Origin of the sequence: Aeromonas sp. FDAARGOS 1409 (assembly GCF_019048705.1) — a bacterium.
Classification (GTDB): domain Bacteria; phylum Pseudomonadota; class Gammaproteobacteria; order Enterobacterales; family Aeromonadaceae; genus Aeromonas; species Aeromonas sanarellii.
In genome coordinates this window covers 925,306-944,531 of sequence record NZ_CP077395.1, presented here as the reverse complement: position 1 = coordinate 944,531, position 19,226 = coordinate 925,306, and the positions used below count along the sequence as shown (strand labels likewise).

Genomic DNA, 19,226 nt, shown 5'->3' with positions numbered 1-19,226 from the left:
CCATCCGGCAGCGACCGGCCTCATGCCGGTGACATTAGCATGGTGGTCGAACTCAAATGCATCTGTGGATGGGATCACTAAACCGGGGATTGCAGAAAAACCCTACCCATATGGGCAAAAAGAGGCCGCACCAACTATTGCTTGTGTCCGTCCATCAGATAATTTAAATAATAATTATTATCATTTTAGTGATCGAGTCATGACGGGAACCTGGGTGAAGGGGTGGATAGGCACCACAGAGGTGGACAGCAGCATGGCGCACTGGAAGGCGCAGACCCTGAGCGGCAATCGCCACTTCGATGCCGGCGAATATGCCAGGGCGCTCGACTGTTACCAGCAGGCCCTGTGGCTGGCTCGCCAGCAGTTTGCCGACTGGCACGATGCCGACGAAGCGGTAGCAGCCCTGGTGGTGGCCCATCACAATCTGGCGGATCTGCTGGTGGCCATGACGCTGCCGGACAGGGCGGCCGACCTGCTGTGCCACGTGCACGATTGCCTGCTCGCCACCAGCCAGTCCCCCACCAGTTCCGCTGCCCTGCGGGAGGCGGCTCTTCGCCACGCCCACAGCACCCGCACCGAGCTGCTCGCCTTCGTGCGCAGGCACGGCCACCACGACGGCATCCTGCGCTGTCTCGGTCAGTGCCTGTGCCAGGCCGAGAGAGCCCCGCAACTGCATTAATCACGATAAACAGAGGTGACCATGAGCCATACCCTGCCTGCCCTTGCCTATGCCTACGACGCACTGGAACCCCACATCGATGCGCTGACCATGGAGATCCATCACGGCCGTCACCACCAGACGTATATCACCAACCTCAATGCGGCTCTGGCCGATCTCCCCGAGCTGGCGCCCCTGCCGGTGGAGGAGCTGCTCGCCCGCTTCGACAGCCTGCCTGGCAAGGTGCAGGGGGCGGTGCGCAATCACGGCGGTGGCCATGCGAACCACAGCCTGTTCTGGCAGGTGATGAGCCCCCGGGGCGGCGGTGAGCCGGGCGGGGAGCTGGCCGCGGCGATCGATCGGGATCTGGGGGGGCTGGAGGCCTTCAGGCAGGCCTTTACCCAGGCGGCCCTGAGCCGTTTTGGCAGCGGCTGGGCCTGGCTGGTGGTGGACCAGAGCGGCAAGCTCCGGGTGGTGAGCAGCGCCAACCAGGACAGCCCCCTGATGGAGGGGCTGGTGCCCATCCTGGGGCTGGATGTGTGGGAGCACGCCTACTACCTCAAGTACCAGAACAAGCGTTCCGACTACATAGCCGCGTTTTACAACGTGATCGACTGGCCCGAGGTGGCGCGCCGCTACCAGGACGCGTTGGCATGACCAGCCCGATTGCCAGATGAAAGAGACCCGCCAGTTGGCGGGTCTCTGCTATTGAGGGTCAGTGTGCTTGCGCCCGGGTGGCCGGGGCGCTGCTGGTTGGCGTCGCCGCACTGGCGGCAGCCGGGGCGTCCACGGGCGTGGTCTCGCTCGGCAAGGCTGCGCTGGTGGCCGCGGCGCTGCTGGTTGCTGCCGCCCCGCTGACGGTCGAGGTTGCCGTGCTGGCCGTTGGTGCGGTGCCGGCTGTCGGCGGCTGGGCCGGCGTCTTGGGGGCGACAATGGGCAGGCAGGGCTGGCCCGTTCCTATGGTGCTCAAGACCTGGCAGGGGGCGGGGGCGCCGATGACGATGGGCTCGCCGAGGAACTTGGGCCCCTTGTCCAGCACGTAGAGGTCGAGCAGCCCCATCAGGCGGGCGAACACTTCGCGCACCCGGGTACGGATGCCCTGATAGGCGCTGGGATCCAGGGCGTTGAAGCCGATGGCCTCTATGCCGAAGTGGCGGGCGATGAAGATGGCGCGCTCGTTGTGAAAGGCCTGGGAGACCACGGTGAAGCGGGCCTGGCCGAACACCTCCTTGGCCCGCACGATGGAGTCCAGGGTGCGAAAGCCGGCGTAGTCGCTGTAGATGGCGCTGGCCGGGATGCCGGCCTGGATCAGCGCCCGCCGCATCTGGCGCGGCTCGTTGTACTGCACGGTGGCGTTGTCGCCTGAGACCAGGATGTAGTCCACCTTGCCGTTGTTGTAGAGCTCGGCGGCGGCCTTGATCCGGTATTTGAAGTAGTGGTTCGGGCTGCCCCCGATCAGGTATTTGGAGGTGCCGAGCACCAGGGCGACCCGGTTGTAGGGCACCGCGTTGACGTCGTCATAGGTGTAGTGACGGGCGTCCGAGACGGTCCACTCGCTGTAGCCAAGCAGGGCGGCGACGGAGGCCAGCAACAGGCAGAGGCAGGCGAGCAGGATCTTGGCAAACTTCTTCATGCGCGGTGCGGTTCGGGTCTGAAGTAAGAGAAGACAGGGGGTCATTCTATTACAAGTTGCCGCCGCGCGTCAGGCTTGATGACCGCCCAGGGTGTCACACGGGCAGAGGTTGTCGCAGGGAGAGGTCGGCTAACTGCTTGATCCTGAGCCGATTAACATCATTCATAAGCAGGGGCGGTCATGGCCGCCCCTTGTCATCCCCGTCTCGTCCTCAGTGGGCAGAGTCGTTGGCCTTGCACTCGTCAGAGTCCTTGTTGGCCTCCCACCAGGGCAGCAGTTCGCGGCCGAGCCACTGCTGGTAGGCCTCGCTGTCGCTTGCGATCAGCGCATCCAGCTCGGCTTCGAAGGCGCTCATCGCCTGCTGCTGATCCGGGCCTCGCAGGGCCCGGGCCATGGCCAGCCAGCTGGCGCCGCGACCGGTCTCGCTGAGGAAGCGGTGCACCGTGTAGGACCAGGAGTAGACCATCTCGCCGCCCTTGTCGTAATCCAGGTGCAGGATGTCGGCCAGGGCCGGACGATCGCTGGCAGGACGGCCGGCGACGTTGTCCAGACCGCGGGCGAAGCACTGGCCGTGGGCGATGAACTCCGCCAGCCCTTCCGACCACCAGGTGGTGCGGTTGAGGGGGTAGTGGCCGAAGCTGCCGTACTGGTTGAAGCGGCCGTCCAGGTAGTGCACGTACTCGTGGCGCAGGTTCCACACCTGGAAGGCGGGGCGCTTCCACTCCGCCTCGTAGGCGAAGAAGCGGGCCTGGTTGCCGGGGCGAGCCGGATCCCCTTCGAGGTAGATGCCGCCGTTGTCGGTGGAGACGCCGCCGAACAGGGCACTGCCGTAGCGTTTCCAGTCGGCGGAGGAGTCGAAGACCACCAGCTCCAGCGCCTCGTTGTGATCGTCCGCCACCGGCTGCCAGCCGGTTTCCATCTGCTGGTGGAACCGCTGCTCTTCGGCGCCCAGTTCACGGCAGATCCCCTCGGCCTGATCCAGGGTCAGATCCTGGGCGCGCAGGCGCAGGGTCGGCGAGCAGGTGTGCTCGAACGGCAGCACGTCCTCCACCCGGACAGGGGTGCAGAGCCCGGCAAAGTCACCGCTGATGCAGGCTTCGCCGGTGCGGTCCGTGTAGGTCAGGTAGTAGGTGGAGAGGGCCAGCGACATGTCTTCCAGCAGATCCTGGCTCTGCTGACCGCCGGGGATCAGGTCGTGGTGGCGAACGAGTGCGATGACGGAGTCATCCAGCAGTTTGCGATAGCCGTCGAGCTCGTCCGGGCGGGTATAGCGGGCGACCCGGTAGAGGCGGGTGTAGGCATCCAGCACGTTGTTGAGCAGGAACAAATCGGCGCCATCCCGTCCCTTCCACAACGCGAGCTCGCTCATGCCGAGGGCGTGCAGCTGCTTGCGCAGCTCGCCATCCTGCTGGCGGAAGTCGTTGGCGAAGGGGTCGCTGTAGTCGCTGGCGAAGTCGAGGAAGTTGAGCAGATCGAACAGACCGGTCGCCCAGGGATGCCGGCCGTTGATCTCGCTGGTATGGCGGGTGCTGTAGGCCAGCATCTGGTTGAACTCGCCGAGCAGGGTGCCAAAGCGGCTCTGCACTGCCGGGCTCTTGAACTGGCCGTGCAGGGCGATGCTCCAGGCACCCATGACGGCACCAACCTCGTCGCTGGCCTGCTCCGGGAAGAGCAGCGGATGGGCGCCCAGGGCCGTCAATGCCTCGGCCAGCGCCTCGGCGGCAGCCGGGCCGTCTTCCTTGTGCTTGCCGTAGTTGTGGTAGTTGTGGGCACGCACGTATTCCAGCAGCAGCTTCATGGCCGGATGGGCCGGCTGATTGGCCGCCAGCAGGCTCTGGATGCCGCGGGACGCGGCCAGCAGCTTGGTGTCATCGTGACCATAGTTCTCCTGCCAGACCGGCGCGGGCTGGCCACTGGCATCCTGCACTATCCTGGCCGCTTCGGCGTCCAGCAGCTCGGTGCCCGGCAGCTCCGGCTCGGAGCAGGCGCGGCCGTCGGCACGGCGACAGTCGAGCTGCTCTTCCTTGCTGGCCAGCACCATGGGGCGGTTGAGCACCCGGCTCTCCTGCCACTCGGTCGTCTCCGGCAGGGTCTGCCATTCGCTGCCCCCCACCGGGTATTGATAGCCGGTGTCCTTCAAGACCACCTGCACCTCGCTGCCGGCTGGCAGGGTCTGACGGCACACCCGGTAGCTGATGATCTTGTCCCCTTCCTGACGGGTCTGGGGTTCATCGCACTCCTGCTGGGCCTTGATCTCGTCCAGCAACCAGGTGTACTGGCGCCAGACGTGCAGCTCGCTCACCTGACGGGCGGCCTGGCTGCCCGCAACCGGCTGCAGGCGGAAGAAGATCTGCTCGAGGCGGCCATCCCGCTCGTTGGGGGTCTCTTCCAGCGCCTTCAATTGCTGCCAGTTTTGCGGCTGGTACTGCCATGCCAGCTCGGCGCAGCGACCTTCGGCGTTGAGCTCGCAGCGATCCAGCTCCTGCTCGCCGTGACCCAGGATGACCCGCTCCGCCAGCGGCAGGCGATCCTGACGCGGCGCGGTCGGGGTGCCTGCCAGCGGCTCCCAGCGGCCCTGCCTCATGCCGTAGCCATAGTCGTAGCTGCTGGCCGGGACGGCTTTGCCGGCCGGCACCACCTCCTCACAGCTGAGATAGCGGATCTGCCAGCCCTGCTCGATCCTGAGCTGCGGCTCGCCGCACTGCCGCTCTGCCAGTGCGGCCAGGTTGGCATCGCGCCAGTCGAAGCGGCGATACACCCTCAGCTGCTGATAGGGGGCATCGCTGCTGCGGGCGCTCAGCTCGTAGGTCACTTCGGTGAGACGGTCCCCCAGCTGGCGGCTGGATTCCCCCTTGAGTTGGTACTGTTGCCAGTCGGAGGAGTAGTTGGCCTGCGCCGAGGTGGCGAGCAGGCAGGGGGCTGCCAGGAGCAGCAGCCGGGTAGAGAGGTGGTTCATCGTGATCCCTTTTGGTGGATGGATGGGCGTGGGGACCAGACAGGGTATTGGGCTCCAAAAGAATATCAATGTGCCAGATGGCGAGGCAGAATCCTGCGTTCGGGAGCAAACAGCACAAAAACAGCCCCAAAAGGGGCTGTGTTGATAGCAAGGGCTCAGCCCCATATGGGGGGCGGCGTCAGTCGTCTTGCCGCAGGCGCCGGGCGAGCAGGGTGCGGGAGGGTTTGAGGTTGCCGCCGAGATCCGGCCAGGGCAGCCAGCGATCCGGCACCATAAAGCCGGGTAACGACAGCCTGATCCAGGCGGCGAGCTCGGCAGGAGGAACAGGTTCGCCGTGCCAGTCGATAAAGGCGGCGGGCCTCTGCCCCCACTCCTCGCTCGGCACCGGCACCACCAGGGCCTGGGCCACGGCGGGGTGGTCCACCAGCCGCTGCTCTATGGCCTCGGGCTGGATGTTCTCGCCCCCCGAGATGAAGAGGTTGTCGAGCCGCCCCTCCACCACCAGCTCGCCCTCGGCGGTGAGGCGTCCCTTGTCCCGGGTGTGGAACCAGCCCGCCTCGTCCAGCGGTCGCACCAGCTCGCCCTCCTGGAAATAGCCCGCAAACAGGGTGTCGCCGCGCACGCAGATCTCCCCCTGGCGGATGCAGATCTCCCGCCCCGGCAGCGGACGGCCCACCACGCCGGCGGCGCAGGGCTGGCCGGTACAGACCTGGCTGCCCATCTCCGAGAGGCCATAGCTCACCTTGGGCACCAGCCCCATGGCGGTCAGCCGGCTCACCAGGGGGGTCGGGATGGCGGCGCCGCCGAGCAGCAGTTCGCGCACCCGGGTGCGCGATGGCTCGAACCCCGCCGCCAGCAGCCGCCAGAGCTGGGTCGGCACCAGGGAGAGGTGGGTGATGGGCTGGCGCTCCAGCCGCGCCTTGAGCGGCTGGCTGCGATCGTCCAGCACCAGGGCGGCCCCCGCCAGGAAGACCCGGAACAGGATGGCGTAGCCGCCGACGTGAAACAGCGGCAGGGAGAGCAGCCAGCCGCAGGTCTCGTTCAGGGGGATCAGGGTGGCGGAGCCCCGGGCGGAGGCCAGATGGTTCGCCAGCCGGTGTACCACCGCCTTGGGCGTGCCGCTGGAGCCCGAGGTGAGGATCATGTTGCTGAGTCGGGCAGGATCCAGCGTGCAGTCGCCTTCGTCCGTCGCCGGCTCATGGGCGAAGTCGAGGCTGAGCGCTTGCCAGTCGCCCGTCGGGATCTCCCCCGCCGACCAGCAGGCCTGCACCCGGAGCTGGCGTGCCAGCCCGGCCTGTTTCGCCAGAGGAAAGGCGGGGTTGAGGGGGCAGAAGATCAGGCCGCTGCGCACGCAGGCCCAGGCCAGCAGCACATCCTCCAGGGCGCCGCGCACCACGGCGGCGAGGCGATCGCCCGGCTGCAATCCGGCCCGGGCCAGCTGCTCGCTCAGGCCGTTGAGCCGTCGATCGAGTTCTTGATAGTCGAGGGGGATGGCTCCCTGGATGGCGATCCGCCTGGGTGCCACCCTGGCCCAGTGGCGTACCGGGCAGGGTTCGACGGGGTGAGGCTCAGGCGACAGCCTCTTCCGGTCAGTCACGGTGGAACAGGGGCTCCATCCGGCTGGGGTCGGGTTGGCCCTGCTTGTCCAGCAGATCCCTGGCCAGCCAGCGGCGGGTGTCGAGGCCGGGGGCCTGATCCGGCGCCCACTCCCCCGCGAGGCGGGCGAGCTGGCCGAGACCGACCCCGGACTCGAAGCAGGAGGAGACGATCACCTTGAGCCTCAGCTCCCGGGCCCGTGTCACCAGGGCCTCGCAGTGGGCCAGGGACCCGAGCAGGGTGGGCTTGAGCACCAGGGCGCGCAGCTGGGGGATGGGCTCCCAGGTCTTGCCCTGGGCCAGCAGCTCGTCCAGCGCCACCGGCATGCCGGTGCGGCTGGCGACGAAGGCGATGTCCTCGAAGTCGGCGCACAGGTCTTCCAGGTACTCGATGCGGTTCGGATCCAGGTGGCCGCAGAAGGCCCAGGCCTCCTCGCGGGTCCAGCCCTGGTTCGCATCCAGCACCAGCTTGAGGTTGGGTCGCCGGTCGAGCAGCAACCGGATCAGCGCCAGCTCGTCCCGCATGGGGTAGCGGGCCACCTTCAGCTTGGCCTTGGGCGGGGTCTCGTGCAGCCACTGCTTCCAGTTCTTGAGCAGCTCCTGGGGAGAGCCCTGGATGAGCGGATAGGGCTCGGGCAGGGGGGCCGTCTGGGCCGGCCAGGCCCGGCGGGCACAGTCGAGCCCGAACTGCACCGAAGGCAGCCGGGGCGTCATGGCCTGGCCCCTGGCCAGCTGCGCCAGGCAGTCGAGGGTGTCGGTCTGGGCCTCGGCCAGGGTCTCTCTGGAGAAGCCGGGCAGGGGGGCTATCTCCCCCCAGCCGTCATGGATGCGCACCAGCAGGCCCTCACGCGCCACCTGCACCTGGCCGTGAAAGGTCAGGGGCTGGGTAAAGGGCAGTTGGTAGCGGTAGAGGGCGAGTGTCATCAGGGATTCCGCTTGTATTTGGAGAAGTCGGGACGGCGTTTCTCGTTGAACGCGTTGCGCCCTTCCTGACCCTCTTCGGTCATGTAGAACAGCATGGTGGCATTGCCCGCCAGCTCCTGCAAGCCGGCCTGGCCGTCGCAGTCGGCGTTCAGGGCGGCCTTCAGGCAGCGCAGCGCCATGGGGCTGTGCTGCAGCATCTCGCGGCACCAGCGCACGGTTTCACGCTCCAGCTCCGCCAGGGGCACGACGGTGTTGACCAGCCCCATGTCGAGCGCCTGCTTGGCGTCGTACAGACGGCACAGGAACCAGATCTCCCTGGCCTTCTTCTGGCCGACGATGCGCGCCATGTAGGAGGCACCCCAGCCGCCGTCGAAGGAGCCGACCTTGGGGCCGGTCTGGCCGAACTGGGCGTTGTCGGCGGCAATGGTCAGGTCGCACATCATGTGCAGCACGTGGCCGCCACCGACCGCGTAGCCGGCCACCATGGCCACCACGGGTTTGGGGCAGGTGCGGATGTCGCGCTGGAAGTCCAGCACGTTGAGGTGGTGGGTGCCCTCGTCATCGCGGTATCCACCGTAGTCGCCCCGGATCTTCTGGTCGCCGCCGGCACAGAACGCCTGCTCGCCGAAGCCGGTGAGGATGATGGTGCCTACCCGATCGTCGTAGCGGGCATCGGCCAGGGCCTGCAGCATCTCTTTCACGGTGCGTGGGCGGAAGGCGTTGCGCACCTGGGGGCGGTTGATGGTGATCTTGGCAATGCCATCCCGGGACTTGTGATAGAGGATGTCTTCGTAACCGGCTGAGCAGTCGCGCCACTCGACAGGGGCATAGAGCTCGGCTTCCGTCATTGCTTCAATCATGGATCTTCTCTTCTGGTTGGTTGACCCACTCCCGCAGGAGCCGGGCAAAGGTATCGGGCTGGCCGGCGTGCAGGTTGTGCCCGCCATCCAGAGCCAAGTGTTTGATATTGCAGCCTTGCTTTACCAACTGGCAAGCGAGGGCATGGAATTTGTGATCCCGGTTGCCGGAGACCCAGTGCACCGGCAGCCGGGTCTCCCCGAGCCAGGGGGCGAGATCCGGCTGCCTGCCGAGGGAGGTGGCGCGCAACATGGCGGCGACCGCGGGGCCCTGATTGCCGAGGCGGCGGGCGGCCTGGCGGGCGCGGGCCTCCTCGTCCAGGTCGGCGAACACCGGCTGGCGATACCAGTCCGCCAGCACCCGGGGCAGGGGCTCGTGCTCGAAACGGCTGGCCCACAGCTCGTCGTGCACGAGGCGGGCCGCCCGCTCGGCTTCCGGCAGGCCCGGATGGCAGTTCTCCAGCAGCAGGGCCTGCAGCCCCGTCGGTGACAGGCTGGCGTGATGAAGCGCGAGCCGCCCCCCCAGCGAATAACCCACCAGCCGGTAGTGGGTGATATCCCGCGTGGCCAGCTCGTCGCAGAGCCAGCGATGGGCCTCGTCGAAGCCACTCACCCGCACAGCCTGGTTGCGACCGTGGCCCGGCAGATCCAGGGCGTGGCACTCGATGCCGGCCAGGGCCTGGATGACGGGCCGCCAGTCCTCGGCGTCCCCCAGCAGGCCGTGCAGCAGCACCAGAGGTACGGGATCAGAGACCACGGATGGCGGCTCCCAGCGCCTTGAGATCCTCGGCGACTTCACTGCTCGGTACCTTGATTTCAATCAGGGTTGTCCCGCTTTGCAGCGCCGCGGCGTAGTCTCGTTCAAATTCGTCGAGGGTGGTCGGCGCCCGGTAGGCGAGGCCGAACATGGCGGCGGCGTGCTCGAAGTGCAGGCCGTGGGGCAGGCAGTAGTAAGTCTCCAGCAGGGCGTCCTGGGTCGGCACCGGCAGCATGCGGAAGATGCTGCCGCCGTCGTTGTTGAGCAGGATCACCACCAGAGGGCGGCTCGCCTTGCCGAGCAGGGCCAGGCTGTTGAGATCGTGCAATGCGCTGAGATCCCCGAGCAGCAGGGTGGTGGGCTCGTCGCTGCACTGGGAGAAACCGAAGGCCGTGGCGATCAGGCCGTCGATGCCGGAGGCGCCGCGGTTGGTCATCACCCGGTTGGGGCCCGTGCCCGCCTCGCCCAGCATGTCCATCAGCCGGGCCGGCATGCTGTTGCCGACGAACAGCTGGCCCTGGATGAGCCGGTTCAGACGGTGGCAGATCCCGAGCTCGGAGAAGCGATCGCAGGCGGCACGGATCTGCTGGCTGATCCCCTGCTGGTGCGCGCCCAGCTGGTGCCAGGGATGTGACTCCCGGCCCAGAGGGTGGGCGGCGGCAAAGGCCGAGGGCGTGCACACCAGGCGGCGGCGCAGCCGATAGTCGGGATCGAGCCGGGCCGGCTGCGGGTCCACCAGCCAGTAATCCTGCCAGGGGTGCTGTTTGATGAACTGGCCGAGGCGTTTGGAGATGAGGCGGGCGCCGAATTGCAGCAGCACTTCGGCGCGGGCCAGCTCGGCCACGAAGTCGCCGTTTTGCAGGGCGAGATCCGCGTGCACCAGGTTGCGGCCGTCGAAGCGGATCTGGCTCTGCAGGTCCGCCAGCAGCGGCCAGCCGAGCCGCTCGGCCAGCTCGGCCACCGCCCTGCCTTGCGCGGGATCCTGGATGCGCCCCGCGACGATGACGCCGCGCTTGCCCTGGAGCTCCTCCCAGTCCGGCTGGCGGGGGCAGGGGGCCTCGGCCAGCTGCCAGGGGCTCCAGGGTTTGCCCGAGTGGAGCCAGTCGCCGAGGGGAGCCAGGTAGTCGGCAAAGTCCAGGTACGCCTCGCCGGGATAGAGGGGTTCGGGGTACATGCAGTTGAAGTGCACCGGCCCAGGGGTGTGCGCCTGGCGGGCCAGGGCCTGATCCACCGAGCTCAGCACGAAGGCGGCCGGGATGCTGGGGGTGGGGCTCGGCAGGTTCTGCTGATGGACGGGATAGCGTCCGAAGATCCCCTGCTGGTCGATGGCCTGGTTGGCGCCGTTGTCGATGAGCTCGGGGGGGCGATCGGCGGAGAGGATGATGAGCGGCACGCCGGTGAGCTGGGCCTCGGCCACCGCGGGCCAGAGGTTCGCCACCGCCGTGCCCGAGGTAATGATCACCGCCACCGGCCGGCCGCTGCCCTTGGCGAGCCCGAGCGCCATGAAGCCGAGGCCGCGCTCGTCGAAGTGCAGGTGACGGCGAAAGCCCGGGTGGGCGGCGGCGGCCATGGTGAGCGGTGCCGAGCGCGAACCCGAGGCCAGGGCGATGTCCCGCACGCCGAGCCGATAGAGCTCCTCCAGCAGGAGGGAAGACCAGACGTGGTTGAAGGTGGCATGCTGGCTGGCAAACGCGCGGTGCTCAGGCAATTGGCTGGCGGGCATAAGGCTCTCGCAGTGAGGAAACGATGAAGAAACGCTATCCCAGCAGGGAGAGCACGTTGGCGATCTTGTTGTCGAGCTCGGCCCACTCGGCGGCCGGCTGCGACCCCGCCACTATGCCGGCGCCGGCAAACAGGCTGATGCCCCGGGCCGTGATGCGGGCGCTGCGAATGGCGACGGAGAACTCCGAGGTCTCCCGGCTCAGCATGCCGCAGGCGCCGGCATACCAGCCGCGCTCATGGGGCTCGTGTTCGCGAATGAAGGCGAGCGCCGCCTCGCGGGGGGCCCCGCCCACGGCGGGGGTGGGGTGCAGGGCGGCCAGCAGTTGCCAGTCGCACACGCCGGGCTGGAGTTCGGCCTCGATGTCGCACTTGAGGTGCTGCAGCAGCCGCAGTTTGAGGATGCGCGGCTCGGTCAGGCTGGTCCGGGTGGTGAGCGGGGCCAGGCGGCTCAGGATATCCGCGTGGACCAGCCGGTTCTCCAGCCGGTTCTTGCTGTCGGCCAGCAACTCGGCGGCCAGGGCCGCGTCGGTCGCCTCGTCGCCGGAGCGGCGTATGGTGCCCGCCAGCGCCTCGGTGAAGAGGTGGCCCCGCTCCCGGCGATAGAGACGCTCGGGGGAGCAGGCGATGAAGCTCTGCTCGGGGGAAAACTGGAAGCCGAAGTGGAAACACTCCTGGGCATGGCGGGCCCACTGGGTCAGCAGGGACCAGGGACAGAGGGGGGAGCCGCTCTCCTCGCCGGCGAGCAGGCTCTCCCGCGACAGCACCACCTTGGGGGTGTGGGCCTGGAAGTCGGGGGCCGTCACCTGCTCTACCAGGGTTTGCCACTGGGCCGGGCCCGGCAGATCCCGGCGCTGCCAGGGCTGTTTGGTCAGCGCGGGCAGGGGCGCCTCGGGTTGCAGGGCATCGAGCGCCGCCTCGGCGGCCTGCAGCTCGGCTTCGAATTCGCGCTCCTGCTCCCGGGCGGGCAGCCAGAGGTTGAGGCAGAGGCTGGTGCACTCCCCCCGGCGCACCAGCTCGATGCGCGGCAGCACGAAGCGGCAGGGGCCGAAGCCGTCCCAGCCTGGCTGGGTGGGGTCGAACGCCAGGCCGCCGTAGTAGCGGGGGCTGTCTTCACTGCCCGCCCCGGCGAGATCGCAGACCCGCTGTATATCCTCCGGCCGGGTCAGCTCGTGGATGGCGCCGAGCGCCACGTATTCGGGGCGGCTGGCCCCTCTGGCGCGCCAATAGATCCGGGGGTAGATCGCCTGCGCCGCCAGCCAGCCCGGGAACGCCTCGACGCTGGCCGCCACGCGCAAGCGCATGAAACCGCTGACAGTGCTGTGACGCAGGGCGTCCAGTTGTTGCTTGAGATGGGTCTGAGCCAACATGGATGTCTTGTCTGAGCCGGATTGTCGCAATCACTCTGGGGGAGGATGGCGCAGGTTGATGCCAAAGGGCGACGATTTCCTATATATTATCTGCCCATTCTTCCATGTAAATTGCCCGAGGGAGTCCAGCCCCCGCGGAGCCAAGTATACCGAAATCCGGTTCGATAACCCTTAACACGATCAATATCCGATCGTTTGGCCATCACAATATGACAAATACCTTCTCTGTTTGGTTGCTGGCGGCGCGTTTGCGAACTCTGCCCCTGGCGTGTTCCTCCATCCTGCTGGGCTCGGGGCTGGCAGCCAGCCGGGGGGCCTTCGACGGCACCATCATGGGCCTCTCCCTGCTGACCGCCATCCTGCTGCAGATCCTCTCCAACCTGGCCAACGACTACGGGGATGCGGTCTCCGGCGCCGACAACGGGGAGCGGATCGGACCCCAGCGCGCCGTAGTTTCCGGCCTCATCACCAGGCACCAGATGTGCCTGGCCATGGGGCTGACCGCCCTGGCGGCCGTGGTGAGCGGGCTCGCCCTGCTGGCCTGCGCCTTCGGGGAGGCGTGGCAGCAGATCCTGACCTTCATCCTGCTGGGAGGCGCCGCCATCGTCGCGGCCATCACCTACACGGTGGGCAAGACTCCATACGGTTATCGCGGCTTCGGGGATATCTCGGTGTTCCTGTTCTTCGGCCTGCTGGGGGTGCTCGGCTCCTACTACCTGTTCACCCACACCCTGCAGTGGGATCTGCTGCTGCCCGCCACTGCCTGCGGCCTGTTGGCGACCGCCGTGCTCAACATCAACAACGTGCGCGACATCGAGACGGACGCCGCCAGCGGCAAGATCACCCTGGCGGTGCGGCTCGGCCGCAACCGCGCCATCGCCTATCACTGGGGGCTGCTGGGGGCGGCGCTGCTGGCCACCGTCGCCTTTCTGCTGACTCAGCCTGCGAGCCTCTGGCCCTGGATCTTCCTGCCCGCCATGAAGCCCCTCGCCGATGCCGCCCACACCCTGCGCCAGAGCTTCGATGGGGAGGTGTTGACCGGCGCCCTCAAGAAGACCGCCATCAGCGCCTTCCTCTACAGCCTGCTGCTCTCCATCGGCCTCGCCCTCTCCTGAGGGCTGCCTGAAGGGCCCCGCAAGGGGCCTTTTTTGTGGGGCCATCGCCAGTTTTTCCTGCCAATTCAATCCCATCCATGTCGCCTCTCCCCACAGGGCCGTGATCCGTCCGGCAATATTGAGAAATTCCCGGGGCAGGCTTCCGAGTTGTGACGGGCTCCGATTGTGGCGCCTGCCTGATTGCTATAGAGATGTAACCGTACTTGGTTGCACATGTAAAAATCGACGGCAGGGACACACTTATGGACAAGTTAGGGAAACACCTGGGATGGGGGCTGCTGGCGCTGCTGGGCGCAGGCTCCCTCGGTTACATCGCCCTCAACCGGGGTGAACAGATCAACGCGCTCTGGATAGTGGTGGCGGCGGTGTGCGTCTATCTGATCGCCTATCGCTACTACGGCCTCTACATCGCCAGCCGGGTGCTGGCGGTGGACGGCAGCCGCATGACCCCGGCGGTGCGCCACAACGACGGCCTGGACTATGTGCCGACCGACAAGAAGGTGTTGTTCGGCCACCACTTCGCCGCCATCGCCGGTGCCGGCCCCCTGGTGGGCCCCGTGCTGGCGGCCCAGATGGGCTATCTGCCCGGCATGCTCTGGCTGCTGGCGGGGGTGGTGCTGGCGGGGGCGGTGCAGGACTTCATGGTGCTGTTCGTCTCCACCCGCCGCGACGGTCGCTCCCTCGGCGAGCTGATCAAGTCGGAGATGGGCCCCGTCGCCGGGGTCATCGCCCTGGTGGCCACCTTCATGATCATGGTGATCATCCTGGCGGTGCTGGCGATGATAGTGGTCAAGGCGCTCACCCACAGCCCCTGGGGCACCTACACGGTCGCCTTCACCATACCGCTCGCCATCTTCATGGGGATCTACACCCGCTACCTGAGGCCGGGCCGCATCGGCGAGGTCTCCATCATCGGCCTGGTGTGCCTCGTCTTCGCCATCGTCTCCGGCGGCTGGGTGGCCGAGAGCGAGACCTGGGCGCCCTACTTCGACTTCGACGGGGTGCAGCTGACCTGGATGCTGGTGGGCTATGGCTTCGTCGCCTCCGTACTGCCGGTCTGGCTGCTGCTGGCGCCGCGGGACTACCTCTCCACCTTCCTCAAGATCGGCACCATAGTCGGCCTGGCCATCGGCATTCTGGTGACCCAGCCGACCCTGCAGATGCCGGCACTGACCCAGTTCGTGGACGGCACGGGTCCGGTCTGGGCCGGGGATCTCTTCCCCTTCCTGTTCATCACCATCGCCTGTGGCGCCGTCTCCGGCTTCCACGCGCTCATCTCCTCCGGCACCACTCCCAAGATGCTGGCCAACGAGAACCAGGCCTGCTTCATCGGCTACGGCGGCATGCTGATGGAGTCCTTCGTCGCCATCATGGCCCTGGTCTCCGCCTGCGTCATCGATCCGGGCGTCTACTTCGCCATGAACAGCCCTCTGGCGGTGCTGGCGCCGGCGGGTACCGCCGACGTGGTGGCCTCCGCCGCCGCCGTGGTGAGCGGCTGGGGCTTCCAGATCACCCCGGAGACCCTGACCCGCATCGCCGGCGAGGTGGGCGAGCAGAGCATCATCTCCCGTGCCGGCGGCGCCCCGACCCTGGCGGTCGGCATGGCCTACATACTGCACGGCGCCCTCGGCGGCCTGATGAACGTCGCCTTCTGGTATCACTTCGCCATCCTGTTCGAGGCGCTCTTCATCCTCACGGCGGTGGACGCCGGTACCCGGGCGGCCCGCTTCATGCTGCAGGATCTGATGGGGGTCATCTCCCCGTCCCTGAAACGCACCGATTCCCTGCCGGCCAACCTGCTCGCCACCGCCCTGTGCGTGCTGGCCTGGGGTTACTTCCTGCATCAGGGGGTGGTGGACCCGCTCGGCGGCATCAACACCCTGTGGCCGCTGTTTGGCATCGCGAACCAGATGCTGGCTGGCATGGCGCTGATGCTGTGCGCCGTGGTGCTGTTCAAGATGAAGCGTCAGGCCTACGCCTGGGTGGCCCTGCTGCCCACCAGCTGGCTGCTGATCTGCACCCTGTCGGCGGGCTGGGAGAAGACCTTCAGCGACAATCCCAAGCTCGGCTTCCTGGCCATCGCGAACAAGTTCCAGGCCATGATCGACAGCGGCACCATACCGGCCCAGTACACCGAGTCCCAGCTGGCCCAGCTGGTGTTCAACAACCGGCTGGATGCGGGGCTGACCATCTTCTTCATGGCGGTGGTGGTGGTGCTCGCCTTCTTCTCCCTGAAGACGGCCCTCAAGGCGCTGCAAAATCCGCAGCCGACCGCGAACGAAACCCCTTATCAGCCGATGCCGGCGGGCAAGGCGGCTCAGCCCGACGCTGATGACGACGGCGATCTGGCCCCCAGCCTGAAGTAAGTCAGCAGGCCGGCACCCCGGGGTGCCGGCCCCTCATCGACGGCGAACAAGGAGCAAGCATGTTCGATACCCTGGCCAAGGCGGGCAAGTATCTGGGACAGACCGCCAGACTCATGGTGGGCGTGCCCGATTACGACAACTATGTGCAGCACATGCGGCTGACCCATCCTGAGCAGACCCCCATGAGCCACGACGAGTTCTTTCGCGAACGCCAGGATGCCCGCTATGGCGGCAAGAATGGCGGGCGTTGCTGCTAGGTTTCACATCACAGGACTCCAACATGACACAGGCTGTAGCGGTCACTCTTTATTGAACGGTTTTCTCGGTTTCGGCGAGAGATACGATCCCCATCTCACAGGATTTCCAACATGACACAGGCTGTAGCTGTCACCCTTTACTGAGAGGTTTTCTCGGTGCCAGCGAGCGATAGCGGGCACTGCAATTCATTCCCTTACTATAGGACTCCCATCATGACGCAAGCTGTAGCGGTCACCTTGCTGACCGGTTTTCTCGGTGCCGGCAAGACCACCCTGCTCAACCACTTCCTGCGCCACCATGGCGACGCCTCGGTGGCCATTCTCGAGAACGAGTTTGGCGCCGCCAATATCGACGGCTCCCTGCTGGAGGGAGGCGCCGGGGTCAGCGTGGTGGAGCTCAGCAACGGCTGCGTCTGCTGCAGCGTGCGCGGGGAGTTCGGCGCTGCCCTGAGGGATCTGCTGGCCCGGCGGGCGACGGGGGAGTTGCAGTTCGAGCGACTGATCGTCGAGACCACGGGGCTCGCCGATCCCGCCCCCATCATTCAGACCTTCTTCGTTGAAGAGGCGCTGCGGGATGCCCTGCGCCTGGATGCCGTCATCACCCTGGCCGACTGTGAACATATCGGCCGTCAGCTGGATGAGCATCCGGTGGCGGCGGCCCAGCTCGGCTTCGCCGACCGTATCCTGCTCACCAAGACCGACAGGGTGGACGAGGCGACGCGGGCAGCCGCCATCGCCCGGATCCACAAGATCAATGCCAGGGCCCAGATCCTCGACATAGTGCGGGGGGAGTGCCCGGCCGCGCTCTGGCTGGATCTCGATGCCTTCACCCTGAGCGACGAGCTGAGCCTGAGCCAGGGCATCAGGATAGTGCGCGGTGGTGACCTGGGCCTGGAGGCATTTGGTCCCCTCTCGGCCCGTCCCCGCTCCTGGCACGACGCCATCTCGGCCCAGCTGTTCGAGGGGGGCGAGCTGGACTTGAAGAAGATAGGGGCCTTCATGGAGTCCTGCATCGAGCAGCATGGCAACGACATGTTGCGCTACAAGGGAGTGCTGGCCATCGCCGGGGAGCCGCGCCGCCTGATCGTGCAGGGGGTGCACAGGGTGGCGGGCTTCGATTACGGCTCCCCTTGGGGGGATGAGACGCCCCGGTCGCGTCTGGTGATCATCGGCCGCTACCTGCCCGTCGAGGTGCTGCGGGCAGACTTTCTGCAGACACAGGAGTGAGGGAGAGCCGCCGATGCGCGCATCGCTGAGAGAGAAGATGATCCAGGTTTGCCAGAAGAAAATCGCGCAGAAGGGGGAGGAGGTTGGCGTCTCCTTCTATGCGTTTTTCGCCAACAGGAATGATGATCCCGATCTGCTGATGGAGGCCGCGACCTGGTGGATCCAGACCCATCGACTAGACCACTTCGAGAAGGCGAGGAAGATAATCAGGCTGGTTGAGAGCATGGAATGACGGTGCGATGAGACAGGAAGGGCTTCTGACAAGAAGCCCTTCCTTCGTCAGTCCCGGCGTCTGGCCTCACTCGGCCTGCGCCAGTTCCCTCGAGCGGCGGGAGAAGAGCAGGGTGTCCAGCAGCCAGATGACCACCATGGAGGCACCGACCAGGGGGAAGGCGGCTCCGAGCAGCACCAGCACGGCGATGGCACCGCGCATGGGGGGCAGCCTGGCGGGCAGGGGGGGCGCGGCGAGTCGGCCTGTCGGGCGGCGGCGCCACCAGATCCAGAGCCCGCTTGCCGAGCTTGCCAGGATCATCAGGCAGATGAGGAGCATGACGAGCTGGTGAGGCCAGCCATACATCTTGCCCATGTGCAGCATGACGCCGGTCTCCACCGTCTTGGCGACCGGGCCGTAATCCTGCCAGCGCACGTCCGCCAGCACCTTGCCGCTGTACTGGTCGATGTGCAGGGTGGCGTCGTTGCGGGGATCGTCGGCAAAGACAGCGATGGTGTAGACGCCGTGCTCGCCGGTCGGCGGTGTGATGCTGTAGCCCGGGGTGACCCGGCGCTCCCTGGCGATCTCCACCACCTGCTGCAGCGGGATGCGGTGGCTGGCCATCACTATGCCCTGGTGGCCGCCGCCATGGTTCATGGCGCCGTGGTCGTGGCTCTCGGGCTTGGGTTGGGAGCTCGGCATGGGCAGGGTCTCTGCCCCCCAGGGCACGGTCTGCTCATGGGCATGGTTGAGGCTGCGGGTCAGGGGGGCGGATTTGGGCACCTCGTTCCACATGGCCGCGGGGAAGCGGTTCCAGAGGTTGGCGAACTGATCCCCCCAGAAGCCGGTCCAGGTCATGCCGCTCAAGAGCAGCAGCAACAGGAAGCCCGCCCCCCAGAAGCCGACCACGGCGTGCAGATCGCGCCACCAGAGGCGTCCCTTCTGGTTCGCCCTGGGCCAGAGGATGCCGCCCACCCCGGGACCCTTGCGCGGCCACCAGAGATAGAGGCCGCTGACGAGCAACACTATTCCCCAGCCGGCGGCCAGCTCTATCAGGCGATCCCCCGTGGTGCCGATCAGCAGATCGGCGTGCAGGGCCCGCGCCACCGCCTGCAGGTTCCACTGGTTATCCTGGGTGCCGAGCAGGGCGCCGCTGGCGGGATCCATGAACAGGGTCAACTCATGACCCTGCTGGCGGACGATAAACTGGGCGCTCTGGTCCGGGGCCGCGGGGGGCAGGTACTTGCTCAGGCTGGCGTCCGGAATGGCCATCATCGCCTTGGCCAGCAGCTGGTCTGCGCTCAGGGTCTGAGTGCTGGGGGCCACCTTCATCAGCTCGGGGTACATCAGATTGTCGAGCTGGGGCTTGAACAGATAGACGATCCCGGTCAGCGAGAGCAGGATCAGAAAGGGGGCGACGAAGAGCCCGGCATAGAAGTGCCAGCGCCAGATCCTCTGGTAGTGGTTCGTATCTCGGGTTTTCATCTCGGATCCTTGCGGCAAGGGCAAACATTGCAGTTGGTGGAAGGTTTGTCGGCGCGGATGATAGCAGCAACGTTTTGTTAACTGCAACAGAACATG

16 protein-coding genes are annotated in these 19,226 nt (G+C 66.7%); 7 read left to right on the top strand and 9 right to left on the bottom strand.

Annotated features, from left to right (window positions below; translation table 11 throughout):
- The first annotated feature begins 253 nt into the window (after positions 1 to 253).
- Both I6L39_RS04470 and I6L39_RS04465 read left to right on the top strand, forming a co-directional pair.
- Positions 254 to 679, top strand: a complete 426-nt coding sequence (locus I6L39_RS04470) for a hypothetical protein (RefSeq protein WP_216991751.1) — start codon at positions 254 to 256, stop codon at positions 677 to 679.
- A 21-nt stretch (positions 680 to 700) separates the two neighbouring features.
- The gene (locus I6L39_RS04465; protein ID WP_216991145.1) at positions 701 to 1,315 is read left to right on the top strand and encodes a superoxide dismutase; all 615 of its coding nucleotides are present in this window, start codon (positions 701 to 703) and stop codon (positions 1,313 to 1,315) included.
- Between the two features lie 58 nt (positions 1,316 to 1,373).
- On the opposite strand, the gene I6L39_RS04460 is transcribed toward I6L39_RS04465, so the two are convergent.
- The 8 genes from I6L39_RS04460 to I6L39_RS04425 all read right to left on the bottom strand — a co-directional run bounded on the left by I6L39_RS04460 (position 1,374) and on the right by I6L39_RS04425 (position 12,469).
- The gene (locus I6L39_RS04460; protein WP_216991144.1) at positions 1,374 to 2,336 is read right to left on the bottom strand and encodes a vancomycin high temperature exclusion protein; all 963 of its coding nucleotides are present in this window, start codon (positions 2,334 to 2,336) and stop codon (positions 1,374 to 1,376) included.
- Positions 2,337 to 2,502: 166 nt separating this feature from the next.
- On the bottom strand, positions 2,503 to 5,247 hold the full coding sequence (locus I6L39_RS04455) for a collagenase (RefSeq protein WP_216991143.1): 2,745 nt from the start codon (positions 5,245 to 5,247) through the stop codon (positions 2,503 to 2,505).
- A gap of 178 nt (positions 5,248 to 5,425) precedes the next feature.
- Positions 5,426 to 6,844 (bottom strand): o-succinylbenzoate--CoA ligase, encoded by a 1,419-nt coding sequence (gene menE / locus I6L39_RS04450; protein ID WP_254203734.1) that lies wholly within the window; start codon positions 6,842 to 6,844, stop codon positions 5,426 to 5,428.
- Positions 6,837 to 7,766, bottom strand: coding sequence for an o-succinylbenzoate synthase (gene menC / locus I6L39_RS04445; RefSeq protein WP_216991142.1), 930 nt, complete (start codon positions 7,764 to 7,766; stop codon positions 6,837 to 6,839). The genes menE and menC overlap by 8 nt, the downstream gene beginning before the upstream one ends.
- Positions 7,766 to 8,614, bottom strand: coding sequence for a 1,4-dihydroxy-2-naphthoyl-CoA synthase (menB, locus tag I6L39_RS04440; protein WP_280842010.1), 849 nt, complete (start codon positions 8,612 to 8,614; stop codon positions 7,766 to 7,768). The genes menC and menB overlap by 1 nt, the downstream gene beginning before the upstream one ends.
- Before the next feature lie 4 nt (positions 8,615 to 8,618).
- Positions 8,619 to 9,380 carry a 2-succinyl-6-hydroxy-2,4-cyclohexadiene-1-carboxylate synthase gene (gene menH / locus I6L39_RS04435; protein WP_216991141.1) on the bottom strand — a complete coding sequence of 254 codons (762 nt, stop codon included), beginning with the start codon at positions 9,378 to 9,380 and terminating at the stop codon, positions 8,619 to 8,621.
- Positions 9,370 to 11,103, bottom strand: a complete 1,734-nt coding sequence (gene menD / locus I6L39_RS04430; protein ID WP_216991140.1) for a 2-succinyl-5-enolpyruvyl-6-hydroxy-3-cyclohexene-1-carboxylic-acid synthase — start codon at positions 11,101 to 11,103, stop codon at positions 9,370 to 9,372. The genes menH and menD overlap by 11 nt, the downstream gene beginning before the upstream one ends.
- A gap of 34 nt (positions 11,104 to 11,137) precedes the next feature.
- Complete coding sequence (locus I6L39_RS04425; RefSeq protein WP_216991139.1) at positions 11,138 to 12,469, bottom strand: isochorismate synthase MenF; 1,332 nt, start codon at positions 12,467 to 12,469, stop codon at positions 11,138 to 11,140.
- A gap of 209 nt (positions 12,470 to 12,678) precedes the next feature.
- On the opposite strand from I6L39_RS04425, the gene I6L39_RS04420 reads away from it, so the two are divergent.
- From I6L39_RS04420 to I6L39_RS04400, 5 genes are all read left to right on the top strand, one after another.
- Positions 12,679 to 13,584, top strand: a complete 906-nt coding sequence (locus I6L39_RS04420; RefSeq protein WP_042077561.1) for a 1,4-dihydroxy-2-naphthoate polyprenyltransferase — start codon at positions 12,679 to 12,681, stop codon at positions 13,582 to 13,584.
- A gap of 242 nt (positions 13,585 to 13,826) precedes the next feature.
- Positions 13,827 to 15,950 (top strand): pyruvate/proton symporter CstA, encoded by a 2,124-nt coding sequence (gene cstA / locus I6L39_RS04415; protein ID WP_216991138.1) that lies wholly within the window; start codon positions 13,827 to 13,829, stop codon positions 15,948 to 15,950.
- A 59-nt stretch (positions 15,951 to 16,009) separates the two neighbouring features.
- The gene (locus tag I6L39_RS04410) at positions 16,010 to 16,207 is read left to right on the top strand and encodes a YbdD/YjiX family protein (RefSeq protein WP_025325546.1); all 198 of its coding nucleotides are present in this window, start codon (positions 16,010 to 16,012) and stop codon (positions 16,205 to 16,207) included.
- 213 nt (positions 16,208 to 16,420) lie between these two features.
- Entirely contained in the window at positions 16,421 to 17,434 is a 1,014-nt protein-coding gene (locus tag I6L39_RS04405) for a GTP-binding protein (protein ID WP_216991137.1), read from the top strand.
- Between the two features lie 13 nt (positions 17,435 to 17,447).
- Positions 17,448 to 17,666 carry a DUF6500 family protein gene (locus tag I6L39_RS04400; RefSeq protein WP_042077569.1) on the top strand — a complete coding sequence of 73 codons (219 nt, stop codon included), beginning with the start codon at positions 17,448 to 17,450 and terminating at the stop codon, positions 17,664 to 17,666.
- A gap of 66 nt (positions 17,667 to 17,732) precedes the next feature.
- Here I6L39_RS04400 and I6L39_RS04395 read toward each other — a convergent pair whose 3' ends face one another.
- Positions 17,733 to 19,130, bottom strand: a complete 1,398-nt coding sequence (locus tag I6L39_RS04395; RefSeq protein ID WP_216991136.1) for a PepSY domain-containing protein — start codon at positions 19,128 to 19,130, stop codon at positions 17,733 to 17,735.
- Positions 19,131 to 19,226: the final 96 nt, after the last annotated feature.

Coding starts and splice junctions, on each gene's coding strand:
- I6L39_RS04460 (WP_216991144.1), bottom strand. CDS start 2,336: ATGACCCCCTGTCTTCTCTTACTTCAGACCCGAACCGCACCGCGCATG.
- I6L39_RS04465 (WP_216991145.1), top strand. CDS start 701: ATGAGCCATACCCTGCCTGCCCTTGCCTATGCCTACGACGCACTGGAA.
- I6L39_RS04420 (WP_042077561.1), top strand. CDS start 12,679: ATGACAAATACCTTCTCTGTTTGGTTGCTGGCGGCGCGTTTGCGAACT.
- cstA (WP_216991138.1), top strand. CDS start 13,827: ATGGACAAGTTAGGGAAACACCTGGGATGGGGGCTGCTGGCGCTGCTG.
- menC (WP_216991142.1), bottom strand. CDS start 7,766: ATGACACTCGCCCTCTACCGCTACCAACTGCCCTTTACCCAGCCCCTG.
- I6L39_RS04405 (WP_216991137.1), top strand. CDS start 16,421: ATGACGCAAGCTGTAGCGGTCACCTTGCTGACCGGTTTTCTCGGTGCC.
- menD (WP_216991140.1), bottom strand. CDS start 11,103: ATGCCCGCCAGCCAATTGCCTGAGCACCGCGCGTTTGCCAGCCAGCAT.
- I6L39_RS04455 (WP_216991143.1), bottom strand. CDS start 5,247: ATGAACCACCTCTCTACCCGGCTGCTGCTCCTGGCAGCCCCCTGCCTG.
- I6L39_RS04395 (WP_216991136.1), bottom strand. CDS start 19,130: ATGAAAACCCGAGATACGAACCACTACCAGAGGATCTGGCGCTGGCAC.
- I6L39_RS04410 (WP_025325546.1), top strand. CDS start 16,010: ATGTTCGATACCCTGGCCAAGGCGGGCAAGTATCTGGGACAGACCGCC.
- I6L39_RS04470 (WP_216991751.1), top strand. CDS start 254: ATGGCGCACTGGAAGGCGCAGACCCTGAGCGGCAATCGCCACTTCGAT.
- menB (WP_280842010.1), bottom strand. CDS start 8,614: ATGACGGAAGCCGAGCTCTATGCCCCTGTCGAGTGGCGCGACTGCTCA.
- I6L39_RS04425 (WP_216991139.1), bottom strand. CDS start 12,469: ATGTTGGCTCAGACCCATCTCAAGCAACAACTGGACGCCCTGCGTCAC.
- I6L39_RS04400 (WP_042077569.1), top strand. CDS start 17,448: ATGCGCGCATCGCTGAGAGAGAAGATGATCCAGGTTTGCCAGAAGAAA.